Origin of the sequence: Streptomyces silvae (genome assembly GCF_016745505.1) — a bacterium.
GTDB classification, from domain to species: domain Bacteria; phylum Actinomycetota; class Actinomycetes; order Streptomycetales; family Streptomycetaceae; genus Streptomyces; species Streptomyces silvae.
This window is the reverse complement of sequence record NZ_JAERUC010000023.1, coordinates 20,635-39,944: the sequence shown is the minus strand read 5'-3', so window position 1 is coordinate 39,944 and position 19,310 is coordinate 20,635. Positions and strand designations below refer to the sequence as shown.

Below are 19,310 nucleotides of genomic sequence, written 5' to 3'. Positions count from 1 at the left end.
GGGGGAGCCGCCGGGTTGGAGTGTCCCGATATTAGTGACCACTGGTCGCTAATAGCCGTACACTCGGCCCATGGACGCACGGGAGTCACGAGAGACGCACGAGACAGAGGTTCACGAGATCGACGTGGCCGGGCTGCCCACACCGGAGGCCCAGGACCTGATCCTGCGTGAACTGCGCGCCCTCACCGAACGGGCCGCGCCCTTCGTCGCCGTCCTCGTGATGCCCGCACCGGAAGAACGCCCCACCGGCGCCCCCGCCACCGACCGCATCCGCGCCCTCAAGGAGCTCCGCCCCGGCCTGACGGCCCACTGCCATGGCCTCGCTTTCGTGGCACCTGCCGACATCCCGGAAGAACGGGCCAAGGCCATCCACAGCAGCGACGCACTCTGGGGCTGTCCGACGACGGCCACCCAGGACGCGGAGGCGGCACACGCCTGGGCGCGGAGCCGGTGACTCAGGCCCAGGCCAGGCCCCGGGGCCCGCGACAAGGCGGGCCCCAGCCGGACTCCAGGGTTCACGAGGGGGCAGGCCCCATTCCTCAGCGCTTCGCGGCCACGAAGCCCCACTGGTCCACGGGCTCGCCCGTCACCGGCTCCTCGGGGCGCCACAGGCTGATCGACCCGAATCCCGGTTCGACGAGATCGAGGCCGTCCGCGAAGGAGCGCACGGTCTGCCGGGGCCGCGAGATGTAGGGCATCGCGCCACCGTCGGCGTACTCGTCGGAAGCCGCCGCGGTCTCCTCGGTCTCGATGGTGTCGCACAGCATGAGGTAGCTCCCGGCGGGGACCGCGTCGAGGTAGCCGCGCAGAAGGGCGGCGGCCTCTCCGTCGTCGGCGACATGGCCCAGGGTGGAGAGCACCATCACCGCCACGGGCTGATCGAGGTCCAGCGTCGAGGCTGCCGCCCGGAGCACGGTTTCCGTGTCCCGCAGATCCGCGTGGACGTAGTCCGTGGCGCCTTCGGGGCTGCTGGTCAGCAGGGCGCGGGCGTGGGCCAGCACGATCGGGTCGTGGTCCACGTAGACGACGCGGGCCGTGGGTGCGGCGGCCTGCGCGACCTCATGCGTCGCGTCCGCGGTCGGCAGGCCGGTGCCGAGATCGAGGAACTGCCGGATCCCGGCCTCCCCGGCCAGGTAGCGCACCGCTCTGGCCTGGAAGCGGCGGGAGGCGCGGGCGATGTCGATGATCTGCGGATAGAGCTCCGCCATCGTCGCGCCCAGCAGGCGGTCCGCCTCGTAGTTGTCCCTGCCGCCCAGCCAGTAGTTCCAGACCCGCGCCGAGTGGGGTGTGCTGGTGTCGAACGTCTCCGCCGATGCGTGGACGTCAGGTGCGCCGCTCATGGGAACTCCCCGTTCCGGTGCCCAGGGTGTCCCTGCGCGAGGACACCCATCCTGTCGCATCGGCCCGCGTCCGAGAGTGCGATTCTGTCAACTCGCGCCAACTCGCAGGCGGTATCGACTGCGGGCACCCGGCCGACGCAGGCCGGTCAGCCGGTCAGCCGGTCAGCTGGTCGGCGGTCAGCCTGACGGCCCGTCCACGGAATACAGGTCCGGCCCGTCAGCCGTCCAGTCGGCGCCACCCGGTCACCGGGCCAGGATCCGCCGCGTCCTCCGGTGTGATCCAGCACGCCTTCCCCAGCCCCGCGTCGAACTGCGCGCCGGCCCGGCCGTCACCGGACGACCGCCCGGTCAGGCGGCGGCCGATCCACGGCAGCAGATGCTGCCGCGCGAACCGGGCGTCGTCGATCCGCCGCTGTGCCCACCGCGCCGGTGCCGACTCCGGCATCGGCTTCTGCCAGTCGCTCTCCGCGGGCAGCCCCAGCGTCTGCCAGACCGCCTCCGCGACCCTGCGATGCCCCTCGGCCGTCAGGTGCAGCCGGTCCACGTCCCACATCCGCGGGTCTCCCAGCGACGCAGCGCCGTACAGGTCGGTCACCACCGCGCCATGGCGCTCGGCCAGCTCGCCGACCAGCGAGAACAGCTCCTCCATGCGCGGACGGAAGCGTTCCATCACCGGGCCGTTCCGGCCGGGGCTGCGCATCAGCACCAGGGTCTTGCAGGACGGCGCGAGGCGCTCCACCGCCTCCTCCAGCCGGCCGCGGACCATGCCCATGTCGCACTTCGGCCGCAGGGTGTCGTTGAGCCCGCCCACGAGCGTGATCACATCCGGCTGCAGTGCGGCCGCGATCGGCACCTGCTCGTCCACGATCTGGCCGATGAGCTTTCCCCGTACGGCGAGATTGGCGTACCGGAAGCCGGGCGCACCGGGCGCACCCTGCGTACGGGCTGCGAGGCGGGCGGCGAGGACGTCGGCCCAGCCGCGGTAGGACCCGTCGGGCAGCAGGTCCGACATGCCCTCGGTGAACGAGTCGCCGACCGCGACGAAACTGGTGTAGGAGGCATTCAATTCCATGACGCTGCTGATCGTACCGCGACACGCCCCGCCCGCAGGGGCCCCGGAGCGCGACGGAGGGGCACGAAGGAGAGGCACGGAGGCGGGGCACGAAGGAGGGGCGCGGCCCCAGGCCGCGCCCCTCCCTTTCGTGCCCGTCCCGTCCCGTCACCGGGAGCGTGCGTCAGCGGGCCTGCGGCCTGCCCACGAGCTCACGCAGGACGTCCTCCATCGTGATCATGCCCGCCAGCCGGCCGTCGTCGTCGAGTACGGCCGCCAGGTGCGTACGGCTGCGCCGCAGCGCCGTCAGCACGTCGTCCAGCGGCGTCGCCGCCCGCACCCGGGCGATCGGCCGCAGGGCCGTCACCGGGAACGGCACATCGCGCGGCATGGCGTCCAGGGCGTCCTTCACATGGAGGTAGCCGATGATGCGCTGCTCGCTGTCCATCACCGGGAACCGCGAGAAGCCGGACTCGTGCGAGAGCCGCTCCAGCTCCTCCGGGGTCGTGCCGACCCGGGTGTACAGCACCCGGTCGACCGGAAGGAGCACGTCCTGGACCGGGCGGCGGCCCAGCTCCAGTGCGTGGCGCAGACGGTCGGCCGAGCGGTCGTCGACGAGCCCCGAGTCCTCGGCGTCCTTGACGAGGCGTGCGAGTTCGTCGTCGGAGAAGGTCGCGGAGACCTCGTCCTTGGTCTCCACCCGCAACAGCTTGAGCAGCGTGTTCGCGAAGGCGTTGATCGCGAAGATCACCGGCTTCAGCGCCCTGGCGAGGGTCACCAGGGGCGGCCCGAGCAGCAGGGCGGTGCGGGCGGGCTCGGCCAGCGCGATGTTCTTCGGCACCATCTCGCCCAGCAGCATGTGCAGGTACGTGGCCACGGTCAGGGCGATGACGAAGGAGATCGGGTGCACCAGTCCGTGCGGCACCCCCACCCCGTCGAAGACGGGCTCCAGCAGATGGGCGATGGCGGGCTCGGCGACGATACCCAGCACCAGCGTGCAGAGCGTGATGCCCAGCTGCGCCGCCGCTAGGAGCGCCGAGACGTGTTCGAGGCCCCAGATGACGCTGCGGGCCCGCCGGTTTCCGGCTTCGGCCTCGGGCTCGATCTGACTGCGGCGTACGGAGATCAGCGCGAACTCCGCGCCGACGAAGAACGCGTTGACGACCAGGGTCAGCAGGCCGATGAAGAGCTGGACGGCGATCATCGTTCGTCCTCCGCCGGCTCGTCGCTGCCGGGAAGCGGCGCGTGCAGCAGGGCACGCGCGGCGCGGTGCCCCGAGGCGTCGACCACGTCGATGCGCCAACCGGTGAGCTCGACGGTGTCGCCGACCACCGGAATGCGGCCGACCTCCGTGGCGATCAGGCCGGCCAGTGTCTCGTACGGCCCGTCAGGCACCCGCAGTCCGATGGTGCGGAGCTGGTCCGTGCGGGCCGCCCCGTCGGCGGACCACAGGGTGCGGCCGTCCGCGTCCTCGCCCGCCGCCGCCAGGTCGGGCGTCTCGTGCGGGTCGTGCTCGTCCCGCACCTCGCCGACGACTTCCTCCACGATGTCCTCCAGCGTCACGACTCCCGCCGTGCCGCCGTACTCGTCGATGACGACGGCCATGGCCAGCTTTCCGGAGAGCCTGTCCAGCAGGCGGTCCACGGTCAGCGTCTCCGGCACGAGCAGCGGCTCGCGCAGCATGTCCGACACCCGCTTACGGGGCCGCTGGTCGGCGGGGATCGCCAGTACGTCCTTGATGTGCGCGACGCCGACGACCGTGTCCAGGCTGCCCCGGTAGACGGGGAACCGGGAGAGTCCGGTGGCCCGGGTGGCGTTCGCGACGTCCTCGGCGGTCGCCTGCACGTCGAGCGCGGTGACCTGGACACGGGGGGTCATCACGTTCTCCGCGGTCAGTTCGGACAGGTTGAGCGTGCGGACGAAGAGCTCGGCGGTGTCCGCCTCGAGCGCCCCCTCCTTGGCGGAGTGGCGCGCCAGGGCGACCAGCTCCTGCGGGCTGCGCGCGGAGGCCAGCTCCTCGGCCGGCTCCAGCCCGAAGCGGCGCACGATCCGGTTGGCGGTGTTGTTGAGGTGGCTGATGAAGGGCCGGAAGACGGCGGTGAACGCGCGCTGCGGCGCGGCGACCGTCCGGGCCACGGCCAGCGGGGAGGAGATCGCCCAGTTCTTGGGGACGAGCTCACCGACGACCATCAGGACCACGGTGGACAGCGCGGTACCGATCACGAGGGCCAGCGAGGAGGACACGCCGGGCGACAGCCCGGTCGCCTCCACCGGGCCCCGGATCAGCTTGGAGATGGACGGCTCGGAGAGCATGCCCACGACCAGGTTGGTGACGGTGATGCCGAGCTGGGCGCCGGAGAGCTGGTAGGTGAGGCTGCGTACGGCCTTGAGGGCGCCCGCCGCGCCACGGTCCCCCCGCTCCACGGCCCGTTCGAGGTCGCCGCGCTCCACGGTGGTCAGAGAGAACTCGGCCGCGACGAATGCACCGCAGGCGAGCGCAAGCAGGAGCGCCACGAGGAGCAGGAGCACTTCGGTCATCGGTTCACCTCCGTCCCATGATCGGGCAGGGGCAGGAGGATCGCGCGATGTCGGCGGTATCGACTACTGGGGGGCTCGCCCATGGGCGGACGCTCACACCTTTCGGAAGGGTCGGACGGTCGAGGATCCATAGTAAAGGATCGGCAAAATGCCCTGTGTGGCGCAGTGTTTGCGGATCGTCACGGTCTCACGGCGGTCCTGGAGGCGGTCACAGGGACTTGACCCAGCGCCGCCAGTGGTCCTCGCGATGGTAGCCAGCCGCGCCCCATGCGTGGTGGGCCCGCTCGTTGGACTCCAGGGCCATGGCGTCGACCCGCCGCCCGCCGAGCGCCAGGAACCGCTGTTCCGCCGCTTCCAGGAGTGCGGTCGCGACGCCCTGCCGCCGGCGGTCGGGGTGCACGGCGAGCCGGTACGCAGAGCACCGCCACCCGTCGAATCCGGCTATGACGGTGCCGGCGATCAGGCCGTCGCGCTCCGCGAGGATCAGGGCCTCGGGGTCCCGCGAGATCAGCCGGGCCACTCCGTCGTGGTCATCGGTGATGCTGGTGCCCTCCGCGGCCTGACGCCAGAAGCGCAGCACGGCGTCGATGTCGGAGAGCGTGGCGTGGCGGATGTCGAGATCGTTCATGTCCCGAGCCAACCAGAGCGCCCCGGGGGACGGCGAACCCCTTTCGCCCCGGTGCTCCCGCACCGTCCCGCTCCCCTTGCGGGTGCTAGCGCACACGCGCTAGCGTGATGACGTGCCCAAGACTCAGCTGAACGTTCGAGTGGACGAGGCCACCGCCGAGGCGGCGCGACAGCGCGCCCTGCAGCGGGGGATGAGCGTGAACCGCTACATAGAGGAGCTCGTCAAACGGGATGCGGGCGAGGTGGGACACACCTTCGTCGAGGCCGCGGCCGACTTCATGAAGCAGTACGAGTCGGTGTTCGCCGAGGAGTTCGGCCCGGAGCGCGAAGGCACCCGTTGAACCTGCAGATCGACCTTTCCTGGCTGCTCATGGTCGCCGAGCACAAGACGCCCGGTGATCCGCAGGTCGTCGACTGGGGCGCGCTCGTCGCCGCCGTCAGCCGGCACGAGGCGGAGATCTTCGGCAGCCCCGTCTACAGCGACCCGCACGCGCGGGCGGCCGCCCTGTTGCAGCTGCTCCTCCATGTGCCCGCGCTGGAACACTCCAACGCGATGTTCGCCTCCGCCGTCGCCTACGGCTACCTCGTCGCCTCCGGGCTGAAGGTGATCACCTCTCCCGAGCAGGTGCGCGACCTCGCCCGGCTCGTGAAGGAGGGCAAGGCCGACGTCCGGGCCATTGCGGACGAGCTGCGCCGATGGAGCCTGTGACCTGACCGGCGTGCCTCAACCGGTCTCCGCCGCGCGGTCCACCACGGCGGACCGGCGGGCCACACCGATCACGCACGGGGAGCTCGGCAGCCGCACACCCCGGTCCGGGATGGAGAACCGGCGGTACACCCCCAGCTCGAAGCCGGCCCCCTCGATCGCCGCGAGCGTGTCCCGCGCGGTGTGACAGCCCCCGAACAGCAGCGGCCACACGGTGCGGTCCACCGCACGCTGCGCCGTCGCCAGCGCCCGGCCCGGAGCCAGGGTGTGCTCGAAGAAGCGCAGCTCACCGCCGGGCCTCAGCACCCGCTTGATCTCCGCCAGCGCCCGCGGCAGGTCCCGCACGGTGCACAGGACCAGCGAGGCCACCGCCGCGTCGAACGCCTCGCTCTTGACCGGCAGCGCCTCGGCCGTGCCCGGCACCACGTCGACCGGCACCTCCGCGCGGAGCCCCGCACCGGCCGCCATCTGCCGCAGGCTGCGTTCCGGCTCGATCGCCACCACCTCCGACACGGCCCCGGGATAGTGCGCGAAGTTGAGACCGTTGCCCGCGCCGACCTCGATGACCCGGCCGGAGAGACCGGAGAGAAGCTCGTCCCGACGGTCCGCCACACCCCCCTTGAGGTCGGCCGCCACGCTCAGCCGGGCGTAGAAGCGGGCGAAGACCGGGTGGTGCACCGCGTCCCGGGGGACGGGTGCGCTGCGCCGAAGCATGATCGGACCTCCTCGGAGGGCACGTGAATACGGCTCTCCTTCAATTCTCCCCCGTACGGGCCCCGCTCAGCCGCTCAACCGGCGGTCCGATTCCCGCCGAGCTCAGGCGCCAGCCAACCCGCGGCCCGGGCCCGGAAGTCGGCCGGCTCCAATGCCCCCGCACCGGCCGGCACGGCGCCGAGCAGCGGGACGCCCGCGGAGACCGGAAGGTCATCGACGTTGCAGCGTGAGGCCAGGTCCGGCTCGGCGGGCATGCTCCCCACCACCACGCCGGGACACGTGAGACCGCGCGCACGCAGCGCCTCGGTCGTCAGCGCCGTGGCGTTGAGCGTGCCCAGGCCGGCCGGAGCCACCACGAGCACGGGCGCCGCCATCAGCCGCGCGGCGTCCGCGAGCGTGGCCCCCTGCCCGTCGTAGCGCACGAGCAGCCCGCCCGCGCCCTCGACCAGCACCAGGTCGTGCTCGGTCGCCAGCTTCTGCGCCGCCTCGGCGATCTCGTACGGGCGTACGGGGGCGAGGCCCGCCCGGCGTGCCGCCGTCTCAGGGGCCAACGGTTCCGGGAAACGGGCCAGTTCGACCGCCGTCACATGGGCGCCGGCCAGCCGCGCCACCTCGGCGGCGTCACCTGGCTCACCCGGTGCGAGGCCGGTCTGGGCGGGTTTCAGGACCGCGACCCTGAGGTCCCGGTGAGCCGCCGCCACCGCCGCGGTCACGATCGTCTTGCCGATCTCGGTGCCCGTACCGGTCACCACGAGGACCGTCATCTCATCCCTCCTTCGCCGCGGCGCACACGGCCCGGCAGATCCGTGCCACATCGTCGTCCCCTGTCACGTACGGCGGCATCGTGTACACGAGATCGCGGAACGGGCGCAGCCACACACCCTCGCGGACCGCGGCCCGGGTCGCGGCCTCCATGTCCACGTCGTGATCGAGCTGTACGACGCCGATCGCACCCAGCACCCGGACATCCCGTACGCCCGGCAGACCGGCCGCCTCCGCCAGGCCCTGGCGCAGGCCCGTGCCGATCCGCTTCACCTCCAGCTCCCAGTCCTGGCCCAGCAGGAGGTCCACCGAGGCGCAGGCCACCGCGGCGGCGAGCGGATTGCCCATGAACGTCGGCCCGTGCGCGAGCACCGGGACGTCCCCGCTGGAGATGCCCTCCGCCACCCGCGAGGTGCACAGGGTGGCCGCCAGCGTCAGATAGCCACCGGTCAGCGCCTTGCCGACACACATGACATCGGGTGACACCCCGGCGTGGCCGGCCGCGAACAACTGCCCGGTGCGGCCGAAACCCGTCGCGATCTCGTCGAACACCAGCAGCACGTCGTGCGCGTCGCACGCCTCGCGGAGCACCCGCAGATACGCGGGGGAGTGGAAGCGCATCCCGCCCGCCCCCTGCACCACGGGCTCCACGATCACGGCCGCCAGCTCATCGGCGTGGGCGGCCACCAGCTCGCGCAGATGGCGTGCGTACGCGTCGTCCGGCTCGGCGTCGAAGCCGTCCGGAGGGGCGTCCGCGAAGACCTGCCGGGGGAGCGAGCCCGACCACAGCTCGTGCATCCCGCCCTCGGGGTCGCACACCGACATCGGCTGCCAGGTGTCCCCGTGGTACCCGCCGCGCCAGGTCAGCAGCCTCTGCTTGGCGGGCCGCCCAGCCGAACGCCAGTACTGCAGGCACATCTTCACCGCGACCTCGACGGAGACGGACCCCGAGTCGGCGAGGAAGACGTGTCGCAGCGGCTCCGGCGTGATCTCCACCAGCCGGGTCGCCAGCCGGACGGCGGGCTCATGGGTGAGCCCGCCGAACATCACATGGCTCATCCGGTCCAGCTGGCCGCGGGCGGCCTCGTTGAGCACCGGATGGTTGTAGCCGTGGACCGCCGACCACCAGGACGACATGCCGTCCACCAACTCGCGCTGTCCATGGGCGGGTTCGGCGAGCCGGAGACGCACCCCGGACGCGGACTCCACGACCAGCGGCTCCTGCCGGCCCGGCATCGGGCCGTAGGGGTGCCAGACGTGGGCCCTGTCCAGGGCGCGGAGTTCGGCGGGGCTGAGCGGATCAGGCATTGGGCGCGAGGTCCGTCCCGGCACCGCGACGGCGGACCGCCACCAGATCCGTACGCGCCGTCAGGGCCTCCGACGGCTCCGCGGCGGCCACCGCAGTGGCCTCGGGCGCCGCCTCGGGGGCTTCGCCGCACGGTCCGCAGGAGCCCTCGTGCGAACCGCAGCCGCCGCCCGCCTGGGCACGGTGCTCGGGGAGCGTCGTGGTGTCCGCCCCCTCCACCTCGAAGCCGGCGTCCTTGATCATGTCGAGGTCGGACTGGCCCGACTGGCCCTCGGTGGTCAGATAGTCGCCCAGGAAGATCGAGTTGGCCAGGTTCAGGGCGAGCGGCTGCATCGAGCGCAGATGGACCTCGCGCCCGCCCGCGAGCCGCACCTCGACGTCCGGGCAGACGAACCGGACCATCGCCAGGATGCGCAGGCACCGCTGGGGGGTGAGATGCCACTCCTTGGCGAGCGGGGTGCCCTCGATCGGGATCAGGAAGTTCACCGGCACCGAGTCGGGGTCCAGCGCGCGCAGCGAGAACACGACGTCCACCAGGTCGGCGTCGGTCTCACCCATCCCCGCGATCAGCCCCGAGCACGCCGAGAGCCCGGCGGCCTGGGCCTGCTGCACGGTGTCCACCCGGTCGGCGTACGTGTGGGTGGTCGTGATCTCCCCGTACGTCCCCTCCGAGGTGTTGAGGTTGTGGTTGTACGCGTCGGCGCCCGCGGACCGCAGCCGGTCGGCCTGGCCCTGCGAGAGCAGCCCGAGGCAGGCGCACACCTCGACGTCCTCGTGCTCCCCCTTGATCGCCTCGATGGTCCGCGACACCCGGTCGACGTCCCGGTCCGTCGGCCCCCGGCCGCTCGCCACCAGACAGACGCGCTTGGCGCCGCCGGCCACCCCGGCGGCGGCGGCCTTCGTCGCCTCGTCCGGCTTCAGCCAGGTGTACTTGAGGATGCCCGCCTCGGAACCGAGCCGCTGCGAACAGTACGAGCAGTCCTCCGGGCAGAGCCCGGACTTCAGGTTCACCAGATAGTTCAGCTTCACGCGTCGCCCGAACCATTGGCGGCGTACCTTTCCGGCAGCCGCCACCACGTCGAGCAGTTCGTCGTCGGAGGTCGCCAGCACGGCGAGCGCTTCGTCACGGGTCGGCAGTTCGCGCCGCAGCCCCTTGTCCACCAGCGTATTCAGCAGGTCCATGGCGTTGATCCTGACGTACGGCACCGCCTTCGGCCAAGGAGGAACCGGACAGTTAAGGCGGCTGATGCTGTGGGTATTGCCACACCCTGGCCTGTTGCGCACCCGGTTAGGGTCTGTGAGCTGCCTACAAAAAGGGACCCGCTCATGCCCTACGCCCCGTTCGACTGGATCGACGACGAGGCCCGGCGCCGCGCCGACGCCGGACTCGTGCGGACGCTGCGTCCCCGGCCCGCCGGGACGGAGCTCCTGGACCTCGCGAGCAACGACTACCTGGGGCTGAGCCGGAACCCCGAGGTCACCGCCGCGGCCGCCGAGGCGGCACGGACCTGGGGCGCCGGGTCCACCGGCTCACGGCTCGTCACCGGCTCCACCGCGCTCCACGCCGAACTGGAGCGGGAACTCGCCGCGTTCTGCGGATTCGAGGCGGCGCTGGTCTTCTCCTCCGGTTACGCGGCCAACCTCGCCGCGCTCACGGCGCTCACCGCACACGACTCGCTGATCGTGTCCGACGCCGGCAACCACGCCTCGATCGTGGACGGCTGCCGGCTCTCCCGGGCCGCCACCGCCGTCGTGCCGCACGCGGACCCCGAGGCCGTGCGCAAGGCGCTCCACACCCACGGCGGACGGGCGCTGGTGGTGACCGACTCCGTCTTCTCGGTGGACGGCGACGCGGCCCCCCTGGCCGCACTCGCCGACGCCTGCCGCGCGGCGGGCGCGGCCCTCCTCGTCGACGACGCCCACGGGCTGGGCGTCCTGGGCGAGGGCGGGCGCGGCGCCCTCGCGGCGGCCGGGCTGGCGGGCGGCGAGGGCGTCGTCGCCACGCTCACCCTCTCCAAGTCCCTCGGCAGCCAGGGCGGAGCGGTGCTCGGCCCTGCCCGGGTCATCCAGCATCTGGTCAACACGGCCCGTACGTTCATCTTCGACACCGGACTCGCGCCCGCCGCCGTCGGCGCGGCGCTGGGCGCGCTGCGTCTGCTGCGCCGTGAACCGGACCGCGCGGCGAGGGCCGGTGCGGTCGCCGCCGAGCTGCACGGCCGGCTCACCGCGGCCGGACTGACAGCGGTACGCCCCGACGCCGCCGTGGTGTCGGTCCGCGCCCCTTCCGCGGAGTCGGCGGTGCGCTGGGCCGCCGACTGCCGCGCCGCGGGTCTCGCGGTGGGATGCTTCCGGCCGCCGTCGGTGCCGGACGGGATCTCCCGGCTGCGGCTGACTGCCCGCGCCGACCTGACGCAGGATCAGATCACGGCCGCCGTGGGCACGGTCGTCGCGACGGCGCCACTGCCCGTCAGCTGACCGGGCCGCCGTGCAGTGCGGCCACGAAGGAGGTCCACGCCGTCGCCGAGAAGCGGAGCTGCGGCAGGCCCGTGTCCTTGGAGTCGCGTACGGCGAGCTGATCGTCGTCGAGCGGCGCGGTTTCCACGCAGTTGTTCATCCCGGTGCTGCGGCTGCTGCGCCGCCAACGGGGTGCGGGCTGTGCGGGACGGTCGGACATCGTGCCCCCCTCGGGCAGTCTGAAGGTTCCGCCTGATCACCGCGGGCCAGCGCGGCGATGAGGTCCAGCGATCGCTCCGGCGACAGCGCGTGGGCCTGCATCGTGCGGAAGGCCGAGCTGTACGCCTCGAGGTCTTCTTTCCGCTCCAGATAGAGGCTACTCGTCAAGTGGTCAAGAACGACCACATCCAGATCAGAAGTGTTCGGAAAAGAGAAGATTACGAAAGGGCCGCTGAGGCCGACATAGCTCCCGGCCTCGAACGGCAGTAACTGGAGTGTCACGTGCGGGAGTTGCGCCACCCGCGCCAGATGGCGCAGCTGTTCCCCCATGACCCGGGGTCCGCCGACCTCCCGCCGGATCACGGCCTCGTCGAGCACGGCGCTGAGCCGCAGCGGCCGGGGCGGGTGCAGGACGCTCTGCCGCGCGAGTCTGACCTCCACCAGGGAGTCGAGCTGCGCGGGCGGCAGTCCGTCCAGCGAGGACCGGGTCACCGCCCGCGCGTAGTCGGCGGTCTGCAGCAGCCCCGGGACCACCGAGGTCTCCAGCGTCCGGGCGGCGTCGGCCTGGGACTCCAGACTGATGAAGTCGCGGTACTGGGGCGGGATGAGCCCGCGATAGGCGTGCCACCACCCGCTCCCGCCCCCGCCGGCCGACCCGGCGAGAGCCTGGAGCAGCGAGCGTAACTGGCGGTCGTCCACGCCGTAGGCGTCCAGCAGCCGGGTCACATCACCGGGCGTCACCCCGCTCGCACCCGTCTCGATCCGGCTCACCTTCGACTGGTGCCAGCCCAGCATCGCGGCGGCTTCCCGGCTGGTGAGTCCCGAGGTGGTGCGCAGACCGCGCAGCTCCTCCCCAAGTTTGCGGCGGCGCACCACTGGGCCGTTTCGCATCGAGGCCTCCTCCCGTTGACGGAGAGCCGCCCCGGGCGGGTCCGGCTCGGAAAGGGGCCAGTGTGACGCCGGTGCACGGCCGAGGGGACGCGGTTCACCGTAATGAGCGACAGATATATGCATATCTTGGTGGATCGCCGTCATCGGGGGCGGCATCGGTGGCAGTCTGGCGCGAAGCACAATCCAGGCCGACCACCGGTCGGTCGGGCCGGGAAAGGGACGGCGTCGCCATGGCAGACCATCAGGAAGCATCCGTCACTCTGCCGAGCGATCCGGCCTCGGTCTCCGCGGCCCGGAGACATGTGGCCCGGGTGCTCACCGAATGGGGCCTCGCCGACGACGACACCGCCGACACCGTCCGGCTGATCGTCTCCGAACTCGCCACCAACGCCGTCCAGCACACCTTCGGCCAGTCACCCACCTTCACGGTGGACCTCCGCCTCGACCGGGACGAGGAGCTCTACCTCGGTGTGACGGACAGCCACCCGCGCTGGCCCCAGCGGCTGCCCGCCGCCGTCCGCCAGGACAACGGGCGCGGCATGGTGATCATCCGGGCCCTGACGAAGGAGCACGGCGGCCGGCTCGGTGTCAGCCCCACCGCCGACGGGGGCAAGACCGTGTCGGTGGCCCTTCCCTGGCCGGTCCCCGCACAGGCCTGACGCGTCCCGGGGTGTGCGGCCCGCACGGGGCACGACGCCCGCAAGGGGCGCGCCGTCTTCAGGCGGCGTGCCGCCCTCGTGGGACCGGCCGGTCCTCAGCCGGCGGAGGCCCGGCCGAAGCCGCTGCGCAGCAGTGCCATCAGCGTCGTCGCCGCCGGGGTGTTCCGGTCCCCCCGGTGCACCACGGAGATCGTCCGCCGGAAAGCGGCGGGTTCCAGGCGCCGGACGGCGAGCGGCGCCGGGGACATCGCGGCCACCATCTCCGGCACCACGGCCACCCCGATCCCCGCACTGACCAGGGCGCACACCAGGGCGTAGCCGGGCGACTCGCACACCACCGCGGGGGTGGCCCCCGCATCGGCCAGCGCCCGTTCCACCCCGCGCCGAGGCGGATGGTCGGGGGCGCTGCTGATCAGCGGGCGGCCCGCGAGTTCGGCCACCGGCAGCGGGCCGCTGCCCTCGGACAGCATCTGCCCGAGCGCGGTGACCAGCACCAGCTCCTCGACGAGCAGCGGCTCGGCGGACAGCCCGGCCGGCAGCGGATGCGGCACAGCGGGTTCGTACGCGTGGGTCAGCGCCAGGTCCACGTCACCCGCCGCCACCGCGGTGACCCCGGCGGGCGGCTCGTAGTCCGTGACGGCCAGCTCCACGTCGGGGTGCGCGCGCCGGAACGCGGTGAGCACGGGCGGCAGCAGATGGATCCCGGCCGTCACGAACGTACCGACCCGCAGCCGGCCGCCCGACAGTCCCGCGAGCCCGGCCAGCTCGTGCCGCGCCTGGTCCATCTCGTCCAGCACCCGTCTGGCCCGACCCGCCAGCAGCTCACCCGCCGCCGTCAGACGGGCCCCGCGGTGATGGCGGACGAGGAGCGCGGCCCCGGCCTCCCGCTCCAGCTTGGCCAGCTGCTGCGAGAGCGCGGGGGCGGTGTACCCCAGCCGCGCAGCCGCGCGCGTGATCGAGCCGGCCTCGGACACCGCCACCAGCGCGGCCAGCCGCGTCGGGTCGTACATTAAGCGTTCCTTTTGGCAGACCCAGAAGATTGCAAGTACATGCTAAAGGGCCTGAGCGGCCAAGGTGGACCCATGGACGCACAACTGCTCGCCTTCGTCGTCGTCGCCGCGGGAATGGTCGCCCTCCCCGGCGCCGACTTCACCGTCGTCGTACGCAACGCCCTCGCATCCCGGCGGTCCGGGCTCGCCACCGCCGTAGGGGTCGCCGGAGGGCTGCTGGTGCACACCGCGCTGGCCGCCGCCGGACTCGCCGCCGTCCTCGTGACGATGCCCGTCCTGTTCCGCACCGTGCAGCTGCTCGGCGGCGCGTACGTGCTCTACCTCGGGCTCAGCGGCCTGTACGCGATGTGGCGACGGGCGGCCACGAGCGGCACAGGCACCCGAGCCGAGGAGGAGGACGCGGCCAGGCCGCGGCCGGGGCTCGCGCGCTCGCTGCGCCAGGGCTTCCTGACCAACGCCCTCAACCCGAAGGCGCCCGTGCTCTTCCTCAGCCTGCTGCCCCAGTTCGTCCCCGAGGGGCGGTCGGCGCTGCCCAGGACCCTGCTGCTGGCCTCGGTGGTCGTCGTGCTCGCGCTCGTCTGGTTCCCGGCGGTGGCCCTGCTGGTGGACCGGCTGGGGCGGTGGCTGCGCCGGCCGCGTGCCTCCCGTGCGATCGAGGGGGGCAGCGGCACGGCGCTCACCGCGTTGGGGCTCGTGCTGGTGACGGGCCCGCTGCTGCGCTGAACCGGACGGGGGAGGGTGTCAGGCGACCCTCCCGTACCAGACGTTGCCGGACCAGATCTTCTCCAGCCGGACCACGGCGCCTGTCTTCGGTGAGTGCCAGATCTTGCCGCTGCCGGCGTAGATGCCGACGTGGTACACACTGCTGCCCGCATGGAAAAAGACCAGGTCGCCGCGTTTCCGCTGCGACCTGGAGATATGGCGGGTCTTGTTGTACTGCTGCTGAGCCGTACGGGGGAGTTTCCTGCCGGCCTTCTTGAACGAGTAGAGCGTGAGGCCGGAGCAGTCGAACCGATGGGGGCCGGTGGCGCCCCATCTGTAGGGCGACCCCTTCTTCGAGGCGGCGATCTTGAGTGCCTTCGTCGAATGGGCGGCGGCCTCGGCGTCGTTCACGAAACCGGGGGCCATCATGGTGGTGCCTACGGCGAACGTCAGAACCGAGGCCGTACCGACCCGGGCGAACAGAGACGGGACATGAACCTGCGCAGTCATGCGCAACCCTTCGTCAGCCGCCTGTGAAGGATGACCTGTCGGGTTCGGGCTGGCGAAGTTGCCCGGCCGCGTGATGCGGCTTCACCCCGAGGGCCGTCCGGTTGCCCGGTCGGCCCGTTGTGCTCGGGTCCTCCACTCCTGCCGATCCACTCCTGTCGACCAGGCATCCGGACGGCGGCAGGACTCGGCGTCCGCCCGGACCGCCCCGCCGCGGTGGCGGGGGCTTGTCGTCCCAGGGATCTTTACGCACGCACTGCCGGATTTCCTCGTTGAAGTAGCGATATGTGAGAGTCGTCACGACTGATCCGATCGGGTGGACGCGGCCGCCCCGGAGCCGCGACGGCTGCGCCGGACCAGCCGCGTACCAGCGGCGGAACAACAGATTCCGCTCAGCGTCCGCGCCCGTTGCGCAAGTTGAGCTGTCCCTCGGGCGGGGGACCTTCTACGCCGATCGAGCGAGCAAAACTCATCGGCCCGCCGGGCGTGTCGAAAACAGACACCGAAAGGCGGGTCCGGCGGCCGGGCGGCGAGGCGTTCAACTCGACGGCGCGGGAGGCACGGCGACCCGTGCGGCACGGCGCTCGCCGTCCAGCAGCCGCAGCGCCCTGGTCAAGGTCTCCGCGTGGATCTGAGATTCACCCCGCTCGTGCATCAACACGAGCGCGTCGCGCAGGGCGGCTGCCCGGGACGCGAGGGCCTGGGCCGCCCGGAGCGCCCCGTACGTGTCGCTGCCGCGGGCGGGGTTGATGCGGCCGAGCTGGTCGAGCGCCTCCAGATAGCGGTCGATGAACTCGGCCTCGGCGCGGGTCAGGGCGGGGAGCGGCGGGAACTGCGGTGGGAGCATCGGGCGTTCATCTCGTGGGGTGCGGCGTGCGGTTCTCCATGACGTGGTCCACCAGCCCGAACGCCTGGGCGGCCGGGGCGTCGAGGATGGTGTCCCGTTCGATGTCGGCGCTGATCTCCTGCGGGGAGCGCCCCGTGTGACGGGCCAGCATGGCCGTGAGCATCTCGCGCTCGCGCATCAACTCGCGGGCCTGGATCTCGAGATCGGAGGGCTGGCCCCGCACCGGCTCCTCCAGGGCGGGTTGCTGGATGACTACCCGGGCGCCTGGCAGGGCATGTCGGTGGCCGGGCGCGCCGGCCGCGAGCAGCACCGCGGCGCTCGAACCCGCCTGGCCGAGGCAGAAGGTCTCCACGTCGCAGGCGAGGAAGTTCATGGTGTCGTAGACCGCGGTCATGGCGTTGAAGGAGCCACCCGGCGAGTTGATGTAGAGGGACACCGGCCGGTCGGGATCCGCGTGCTCCAGGTACATGAACTGGGCGATCAGGTCGCTCGCCGCGGTCTCGTCGACGGGCGTGCCGAGAAAGACGATCCGCTCGGACAGCAGCTTCGAGTACGGGTCCATGCTCCGGGATCCGTTGGCGGTGCGTTCGGTGAACTCGGGCAGGACGTAGCGGGCGGCGGGACGGAACATGACAGTGCCTCTCCTCGGACCACGGCGAATCGGAGTACGTGAAAAATGTACAGGACGTACAGGAGGCTAAGATGGGGGCATGGCCTACGAGATTCCGGTGACGCAAGCCCGGGCGGAGCTCGCCGAACTGATCAACCGTGTCGTCTACGGGGGCGAACGGGTGGTGGTCACGCGCCACGGGAAGCCTCTTGTGGCTCTCGTGTCCGCCGCTGACCTGCAACGACTGGAGGACGGGGAAGCCGCGGCGCAGGAGGTGGCAGCCGAGGAGCAGGTGATCAGCTCGCTGTCCTCGTTCCGTTCCGTGGAGTCCGCTCCGGGCGAACGCCACCGCTTCGGGATTGCCGCCGAGTACCAGGGCCACGAACACCGGGGTCACGAGCCGCGCGGCCATGAGGACCGGGACCGCTGACGCCGCTCGTGCCGCAGCCTCTCCGGTCCTTGGCCGATCAGGAACAGCGAAAAGCCGCGCCCCCGCCTGTCCGGCGGGGGCGCGGCTCGTCCGGGTGGAGTCCCGTCAGCTGGTGAGAGCCGGTTCGCGGTGCTCGGCGGAGGGTGCGGCCGGGGCATTCGGTTCCGGCCGGCGACGGGCGCCGGCCAGCACGGCCGCCAGGCCGACGGCCGACCACACCGCCAGGGTCAGCGCCGCGCCGCCCGCCGCAGCGCCGTCGAAGAACGCGACCGACCGCAGCAGTGAGCCGCCCGCATCCGGCGGGAGCCACTGACCGATCAGGCCGACCGGTTCGGGCAGCAGCTGAGGGGCGCTCGTGACACCCGAGAAGGAGTTGCCGAGCAGCACCATCAGCAGCGCGCCCACACCGATGCCCTTCGGGCCCACCAGGGCGGCGAGCCCTCCGACGGCCGAGGCGATGGCCAGCACGGTGAGCCCGATGGCGCCGGCCTCCGTCCACCAGTCACCCGTCACCACCCCCAGCCAGCTGTGGGCGATCGCGGTGGCCGCGATGCCGACCAGGGCCGACGCCCCGGCGAGGGTCACAGCCGCCCTGGCGCCGCGCAGCCCCATGACGGTCACCAGTGCGCCGGCGGCGACACCGGCCAGGGCCAGCGGGAGGATGCTCGCGCCGAGGGCGGCGCCGCGCGGATCGGCCTCGGGTGCCGCGACGACATCGGTGACCGGTATCGCCGTGCCCGCGGGGGCCGACGCCTTGACGGCCTCGGTCAGCAGCTGGGCGACGACGGGGCTCGCCGCGGAGGCGGTGAGCAGCTGCGGGCCCTTCCCGGTGACGACGACGGCGCCGTATACGACCCGGTCCTCGATCGCGGCGCGGGCCGCAGCCTCGTCGGCGTAACGGTGGATCTCGAAGGCGCCCTCGCGCTGTTCGAACCGGCTCTGCAGCTGGTCGGCCGCCGGGGCGGCGCCCGCGACGCCCACGGGCAGGTCGCGCGGGGCGATCCGGGCCGCGGGCCAGGAGAACGCCCAGAGGCTGAGTGTCACGATCAGCGGGACGAGGAGGATGACCGCGACCGCGCGGCGGTTGGGCGCAGCAGGCATGACGACTGCCTCAATTCAAAGAGAAGGATCGTTCGTTTTAGGATGCGGCCACTGTCTCCCCGGTCCGGACGCTTGTCAAGAAGGAACGTTCGTTTTAGATTGGCTGCCATGGCACGCGTATCCCAGGAGCACCTCGACGCCCGCCGCCGGCAGATCCTCGCCGGTGCCGCGCACTGCTTCGCCCGTAACGGCTTCCACGGCACCTCGATGCAGGACGTGCTGAAGGAGGTCGGTCTGTCCGCAGGGGCCGTCTACCGCTACTTCGCGGGCAAGGAGGACCTGATCGCCGCCATCGCCGACGAGGCGTTCGTCAACATCCGCCGGGCCTTCGAGGAGGCCGGGGAGCTCACCCCGCCGCCCACCCCCGACGTCCTGCTGGGCAGGGTGGTGCGCGGGGTCTTCGAGGACCAGATGTACGTGATGGAGCGCCGCGCGTCTGCCGCGCTCATCGTCCAGGTGTGGGCCGAGACCATGCGCAACGAGCGGCTGGCGAAGACCCTCCACGACGGCTACGCCGGCATGCGCGCGGCGTGGGCGAAGCTGGTGGACGCATACCGGGCGGCCGGGCTGATGCGCGCCGACGTCCCGGCCGACGACGTGGCCCGCACCCTGATCGCCACCGCCCAGGGATTCCTCGCGCAGGAAGCGCTGTTCGGCGGGGTCGAGCCCGACGTCCTGGAGAACGGGCTGCGCGGCCTGATGTCCATGGATCCGTCAAGGATCAGTTAACGCGCCGGAAAAACTTCCGCCCTAACGTGCCATACCTGGTCGCGGAGCCCTCTTCGCCGTTCAACAGAGTGTTGAAGGCGGGATAAGGTCCCGCTGCGCCCGGGGCA

At 72.0% G+C, this 19,310-nt stretch carries 24 protein-coding genes and 1 riboswitch; of the genes, 8 read left to right on the top strand and 16 right to left on the bottom strand.

Annotated elements, in window-relative coordinates:
- Nucleotides 1-70: 70 nt before the first annotated feature.
- The gene (locus JKV81_RS03835) at nt 71-454 is read left to right on the top strand and encodes a hypothetical protein (RefSeq protein WP_129261031.1); all 384 of its coding nucleotides are present in this window, start codon (nt 71-73) and stop codon (nt 452-454) included.
- A gap of 85 nt (nt 455-539) precedes the next feature.
- Here the strand turns inward: JKV81_RS03835 and JKV81_RS03830 are convergent, their stop codons facing one another.
- From JKV81_RS03830 to JKV81_RS03810, 5 genes are all read right to left on the bottom strand, one after another.
- A complete protein-coding gene (locus tag JKV81_RS03830) occupies nt 540-1,340 on the bottom strand; it encodes an SAM-dependent methyltransferase (RefSeq protein WP_129261029.1) in 801 nt (266 codons plus the stop codon).
- Between the two features lie 217 nt (nt 1,341-1,557).
- Nucleotides 1,558-2,412, bottom strand: coding sequence for an SGNH/GDSL hydrolase family protein (locus JKV81_RS03825; protein ID WP_202074910.1), 855 nt, complete (start codon nt 2,410-2,412; stop codon nt 1,558-1,560).
- 163 nt (nt 2,413-2,575) lie between these two features.
- Nucleotides 2,576-3,595: a hemolysin family protein gene (locus JKV81_RS03820; RefSeq protein ID WP_099172091.1), complete on the bottom strand. Its 1,020-nt coding sequence runs from the start codon at nt 3,593-3,595 to the stop codon at nt 2,576-2,578.
- Nucleotides 3,592-4,929, bottom strand: a complete 1,338-nt coding sequence (locus tag JKV81_RS03815; protein WP_099172090.1) for a hemolysin family protein — start codon at nt 4,927-4,929, stop codon at nt 3,592-3,594. Before JKV81_RS03815 ends, JKV81_RS03820 begins: the two co-directional genes overlap by 4 nt.
- Before the next feature lie 208 nt (nt 4,930-5,137).
- Complete coding sequence (locus tag JKV81_RS03810; RefSeq protein WP_202074909.1) at nt 5,138-5,557, bottom strand: GNAT family N-acetyltransferase; 420 nt, start codon at nt 5,555-5,557, stop codon at nt 5,138-5,140.
- Nucleotides 5,558-5,669: 112 nt separating this feature from the next.
- Between JKV81_RS03810 and JKV81_RS03805 the strand changes: the two genes are divergently transcribed.
- Both JKV81_RS03805 and JKV81_RS03800 read left to right on the top strand, forming a co-directional pair.
- Complete coding sequence (locus tag JKV81_RS03805; protein WP_030125221.1) at nt 5,670-5,897, top strand: hypothetical protein; 228 nt, start codon at nt 5,670-5,672, stop codon at nt 5,895-5,897.
- Nucleotides 5,894-6,265, top strand: a complete 372-nt coding sequence (locus JKV81_RS03800) for a fic family toxin-antitoxin system, toxin component (RefSeq protein WP_099172087.1) — start codon at nt 5,894-5,896, stop codon at nt 6,263-6,265. The genes JKV81_RS03805 and JKV81_RS03800 overlap by 4 nt, the downstream gene beginning before the upstream one ends.
- A 15-nt stretch (nt 6,266-6,280) precedes the next feature.
- On the opposite strand, the gene JKV81_RS03795 is transcribed toward JKV81_RS03800, so the two are convergent.
- From JKV81_RS03795 to bioB, 4 genes are all read right to left on the bottom strand, one after another.
- A complete protein-coding gene (locus JKV81_RS03795; RefSeq protein WP_202074908.1) occupies nt 6,281-6,976 on the bottom strand; it encodes a class I SAM-dependent methyltransferase in 696 nt (231 codons plus the stop codon).
- A 74-nt stretch (nt 6,977-7,050) separates the two neighbouring features.
- Nucleotides 7,051-7,740, bottom strand: coding sequence for a dethiobiotin synthase (gene bioD, locus JKV81_RS03790; protein ID WP_129261021.1), 690 nt, complete (start codon nt 7,738-7,740; stop codon nt 7,051-7,053).
- A 1-nt stretch (nt 7,741) separates the two neighbouring features.
- Nucleotides 7,742-9,046 carry an adenosylmethionine--8-amino-7-oxononanoate transaminase gene (locus tag JKV81_RS03785; protein ID WP_202074907.1) on the bottom strand — a complete coding sequence of 435 codons (1,305 nt, stop codon included), beginning with the start codon at nt 9,044-9,046 and terminating at the stop codon, nt 7,742-7,744.
- Entirely contained in the window at nt 9,039-10,226 is a 1,188-nt protein-coding gene (bioB, locus tag JKV81_RS03780) for a biotin synthase BioB (protein ID WP_129261017.1), read from the bottom strand. Before bioB ends, JKV81_RS03785 begins: the two co-directional genes overlap by 8 nt.
- A 144-nt stretch (nt 10,227-10,370) precedes the next feature.
- Here bioB and JKV81_RS03775 point away from each other — a divergent pair, with 144 nt between their 5' ends.
- Nucleotides 10,371-11,519 carry an 8-amino-7-oxononanoate synthase gene (locus JKV81_RS03775; RefSeq protein ID WP_202074906.1) on the top strand — a complete coding sequence of 383 codons (1,149 nt, stop codon included), beginning with the start codon at nt 10,371-10,373 and terminating at the stop codon, nt 11,517-11,519.
- Here the strand turns inward: JKV81_RS03775 and JKV81_RS03770 are convergent.
- Both JKV81_RS03770 and JKV81_RS03765 read right to left on the bottom strand, forming a co-directional pair.
- Nucleotides 11,512-11,718, bottom strand: a complete 207-nt coding sequence (locus JKV81_RS03770) for a DUF397 domain-containing protein (RefSeq protein ID WP_202074905.1) — start codon at nt 11,716-11,718, stop codon at nt 11,512-11,514. The genes JKV81_RS03775 and JKV81_RS03770 overlap by 8 nt on opposite strands.
- Nucleotides 11,655-12,608 (bottom strand): helix-turn-helix domain-containing protein, encoded by a 954-nt coding sequence (locus JKV81_RS03765; RefSeq protein WP_202074904.1) that lies wholly within the window; start codon nt 12,606-12,608, stop codon nt 11,655-11,657. The genes JKV81_RS03770 and JKV81_RS03765 overlap by 64 nt, the downstream gene beginning before the upstream one ends.
- Before the next feature lie 230 nt (nt 12,609-12,838).
- Here JKV81_RS03765 and JKV81_RS03760 point away from each other — a divergent pair, with 230 nt between their 5' ends.
- Nucleotides 12,839-13,267, top strand: coding sequence for an ATP-binding protein (locus JKV81_RS03760; RefSeq protein ID WP_129261009.1), 429 nt, complete (start codon nt 12,839-12,841; stop codon nt 13,265-13,267).
- 95 nt (nt 13,268-13,362) lie between these two features.
- On the opposite strand, the gene JKV81_RS03755 is transcribed toward JKV81_RS03760, so the two are convergent.
- Nucleotides 13,363-14,277, bottom strand: coding sequence for a LysR family transcriptional regulator (locus JKV81_RS03755; protein ID WP_129261007.1), 915 nt, complete (start codon nt 14,275-14,277; stop codon nt 13,363-13,365).
- A 72-nt stretch (nt 14,278-14,349) separates the two neighbouring features.
- On the opposite strand from JKV81_RS03755, the gene JKV81_RS03750 reads away from it, so the two are divergent.
- Complete coding sequence (locus JKV81_RS03750; RefSeq protein WP_202074903.1) at nt 14,350-15,000, top strand: LysE family translocator; 651 nt, start codon at nt 14,350-14,352, stop codon at nt 14,998-15,000.
- An 18-nt stretch (nt 15,001-15,018) separates the two neighbouring features.
- Here JKV81_RS03750 and JKV81_RS03745 read toward each other — a convergent pair whose 3' ends face one another.
- From JKV81_RS03745 to JKV81_RS03735, 3 genes are all read right to left on the bottom strand, one after another.
- Nucleotides 15,019-15,489, bottom strand: coding sequence for a C40 family peptidase (locus JKV81_RS03745; protein ID WP_129261003.1), 471 nt, complete (start codon nt 15,487-15,489; stop codon nt 15,019-15,021).
- A 3-nt stretch (nt 15,490-15,492) separates the two neighbouring features.
- Nucleotides 15,493-15,665, bottom strand: a riboswitch (cyclic di-AMP (ydaO/yuaA leader).
- A gap of 359 nt (nt 15,666-16,024) precedes the next feature.
- Nucleotides 16,025-16,333, bottom strand: a complete 309-nt coding sequence (locus JKV81_RS03740; protein ID WP_129261001.1) for a hypothetical protein — start codon at nt 16,331-16,333, stop codon at nt 16,025-16,027.
- 7 nt (nt 16,334-16,340) lie between these two features.
- Complete coding sequence (locus JKV81_RS03735; protein ID WP_202074902.1) at nt 16,341-16,964, bottom strand: ATP-dependent Clp protease proteolytic subunit; 624 nt, start codon at nt 16,962-16,964, stop codon at nt 16,341-16,343.
- Between the two features lie 79 nt (nt 16,965-17,043).
- On the opposite strand from JKV81_RS03735, the gene JKV81_RS03730 reads away from it, so the two are divergent.
- Nucleotides 17,044-17,373, top strand: coding sequence for a type II toxin-antitoxin system Phd/YefM family antitoxin (locus JKV81_RS03730; RefSeq protein WP_129260997.1), 330 nt, complete (start codon nt 17,044-17,046; stop codon nt 17,371-17,373).
- 105 nt (nt 17,374-17,478) lie between these two features.
- Here JKV81_RS03730 and JKV81_RS03725 read toward each other — a convergent pair whose 3' ends face one another.
- The gene (locus JKV81_RS03725) at nt 17,479-18,474 is read right to left on the bottom strand and encodes an ABC transporter permease (RefSeq protein ID WP_202074901.1); all 996 of its coding nucleotides are present in this window, start codon (nt 18,472-18,474) and stop codon (nt 17,479-17,481) included.
- A 108-nt stretch (nt 18,475-18,582) separates the two neighbouring features.
- On the opposite strand from JKV81_RS03725, the gene JKV81_RS03720 reads away from it, so the two are divergent.
- Nucleotides 18,583-19,203 (top strand): TetR/AcrR family transcriptional regulator, encoded by a 621-nt coding sequence (locus JKV81_RS03720; protein WP_202074900.1) that lies wholly within the window; start codon nt 18,583-18,585, stop codon nt 19,201-19,203.
- The last annotated feature ends 107 nt before the right edge of the window (nt 19,204-19,310 follow it).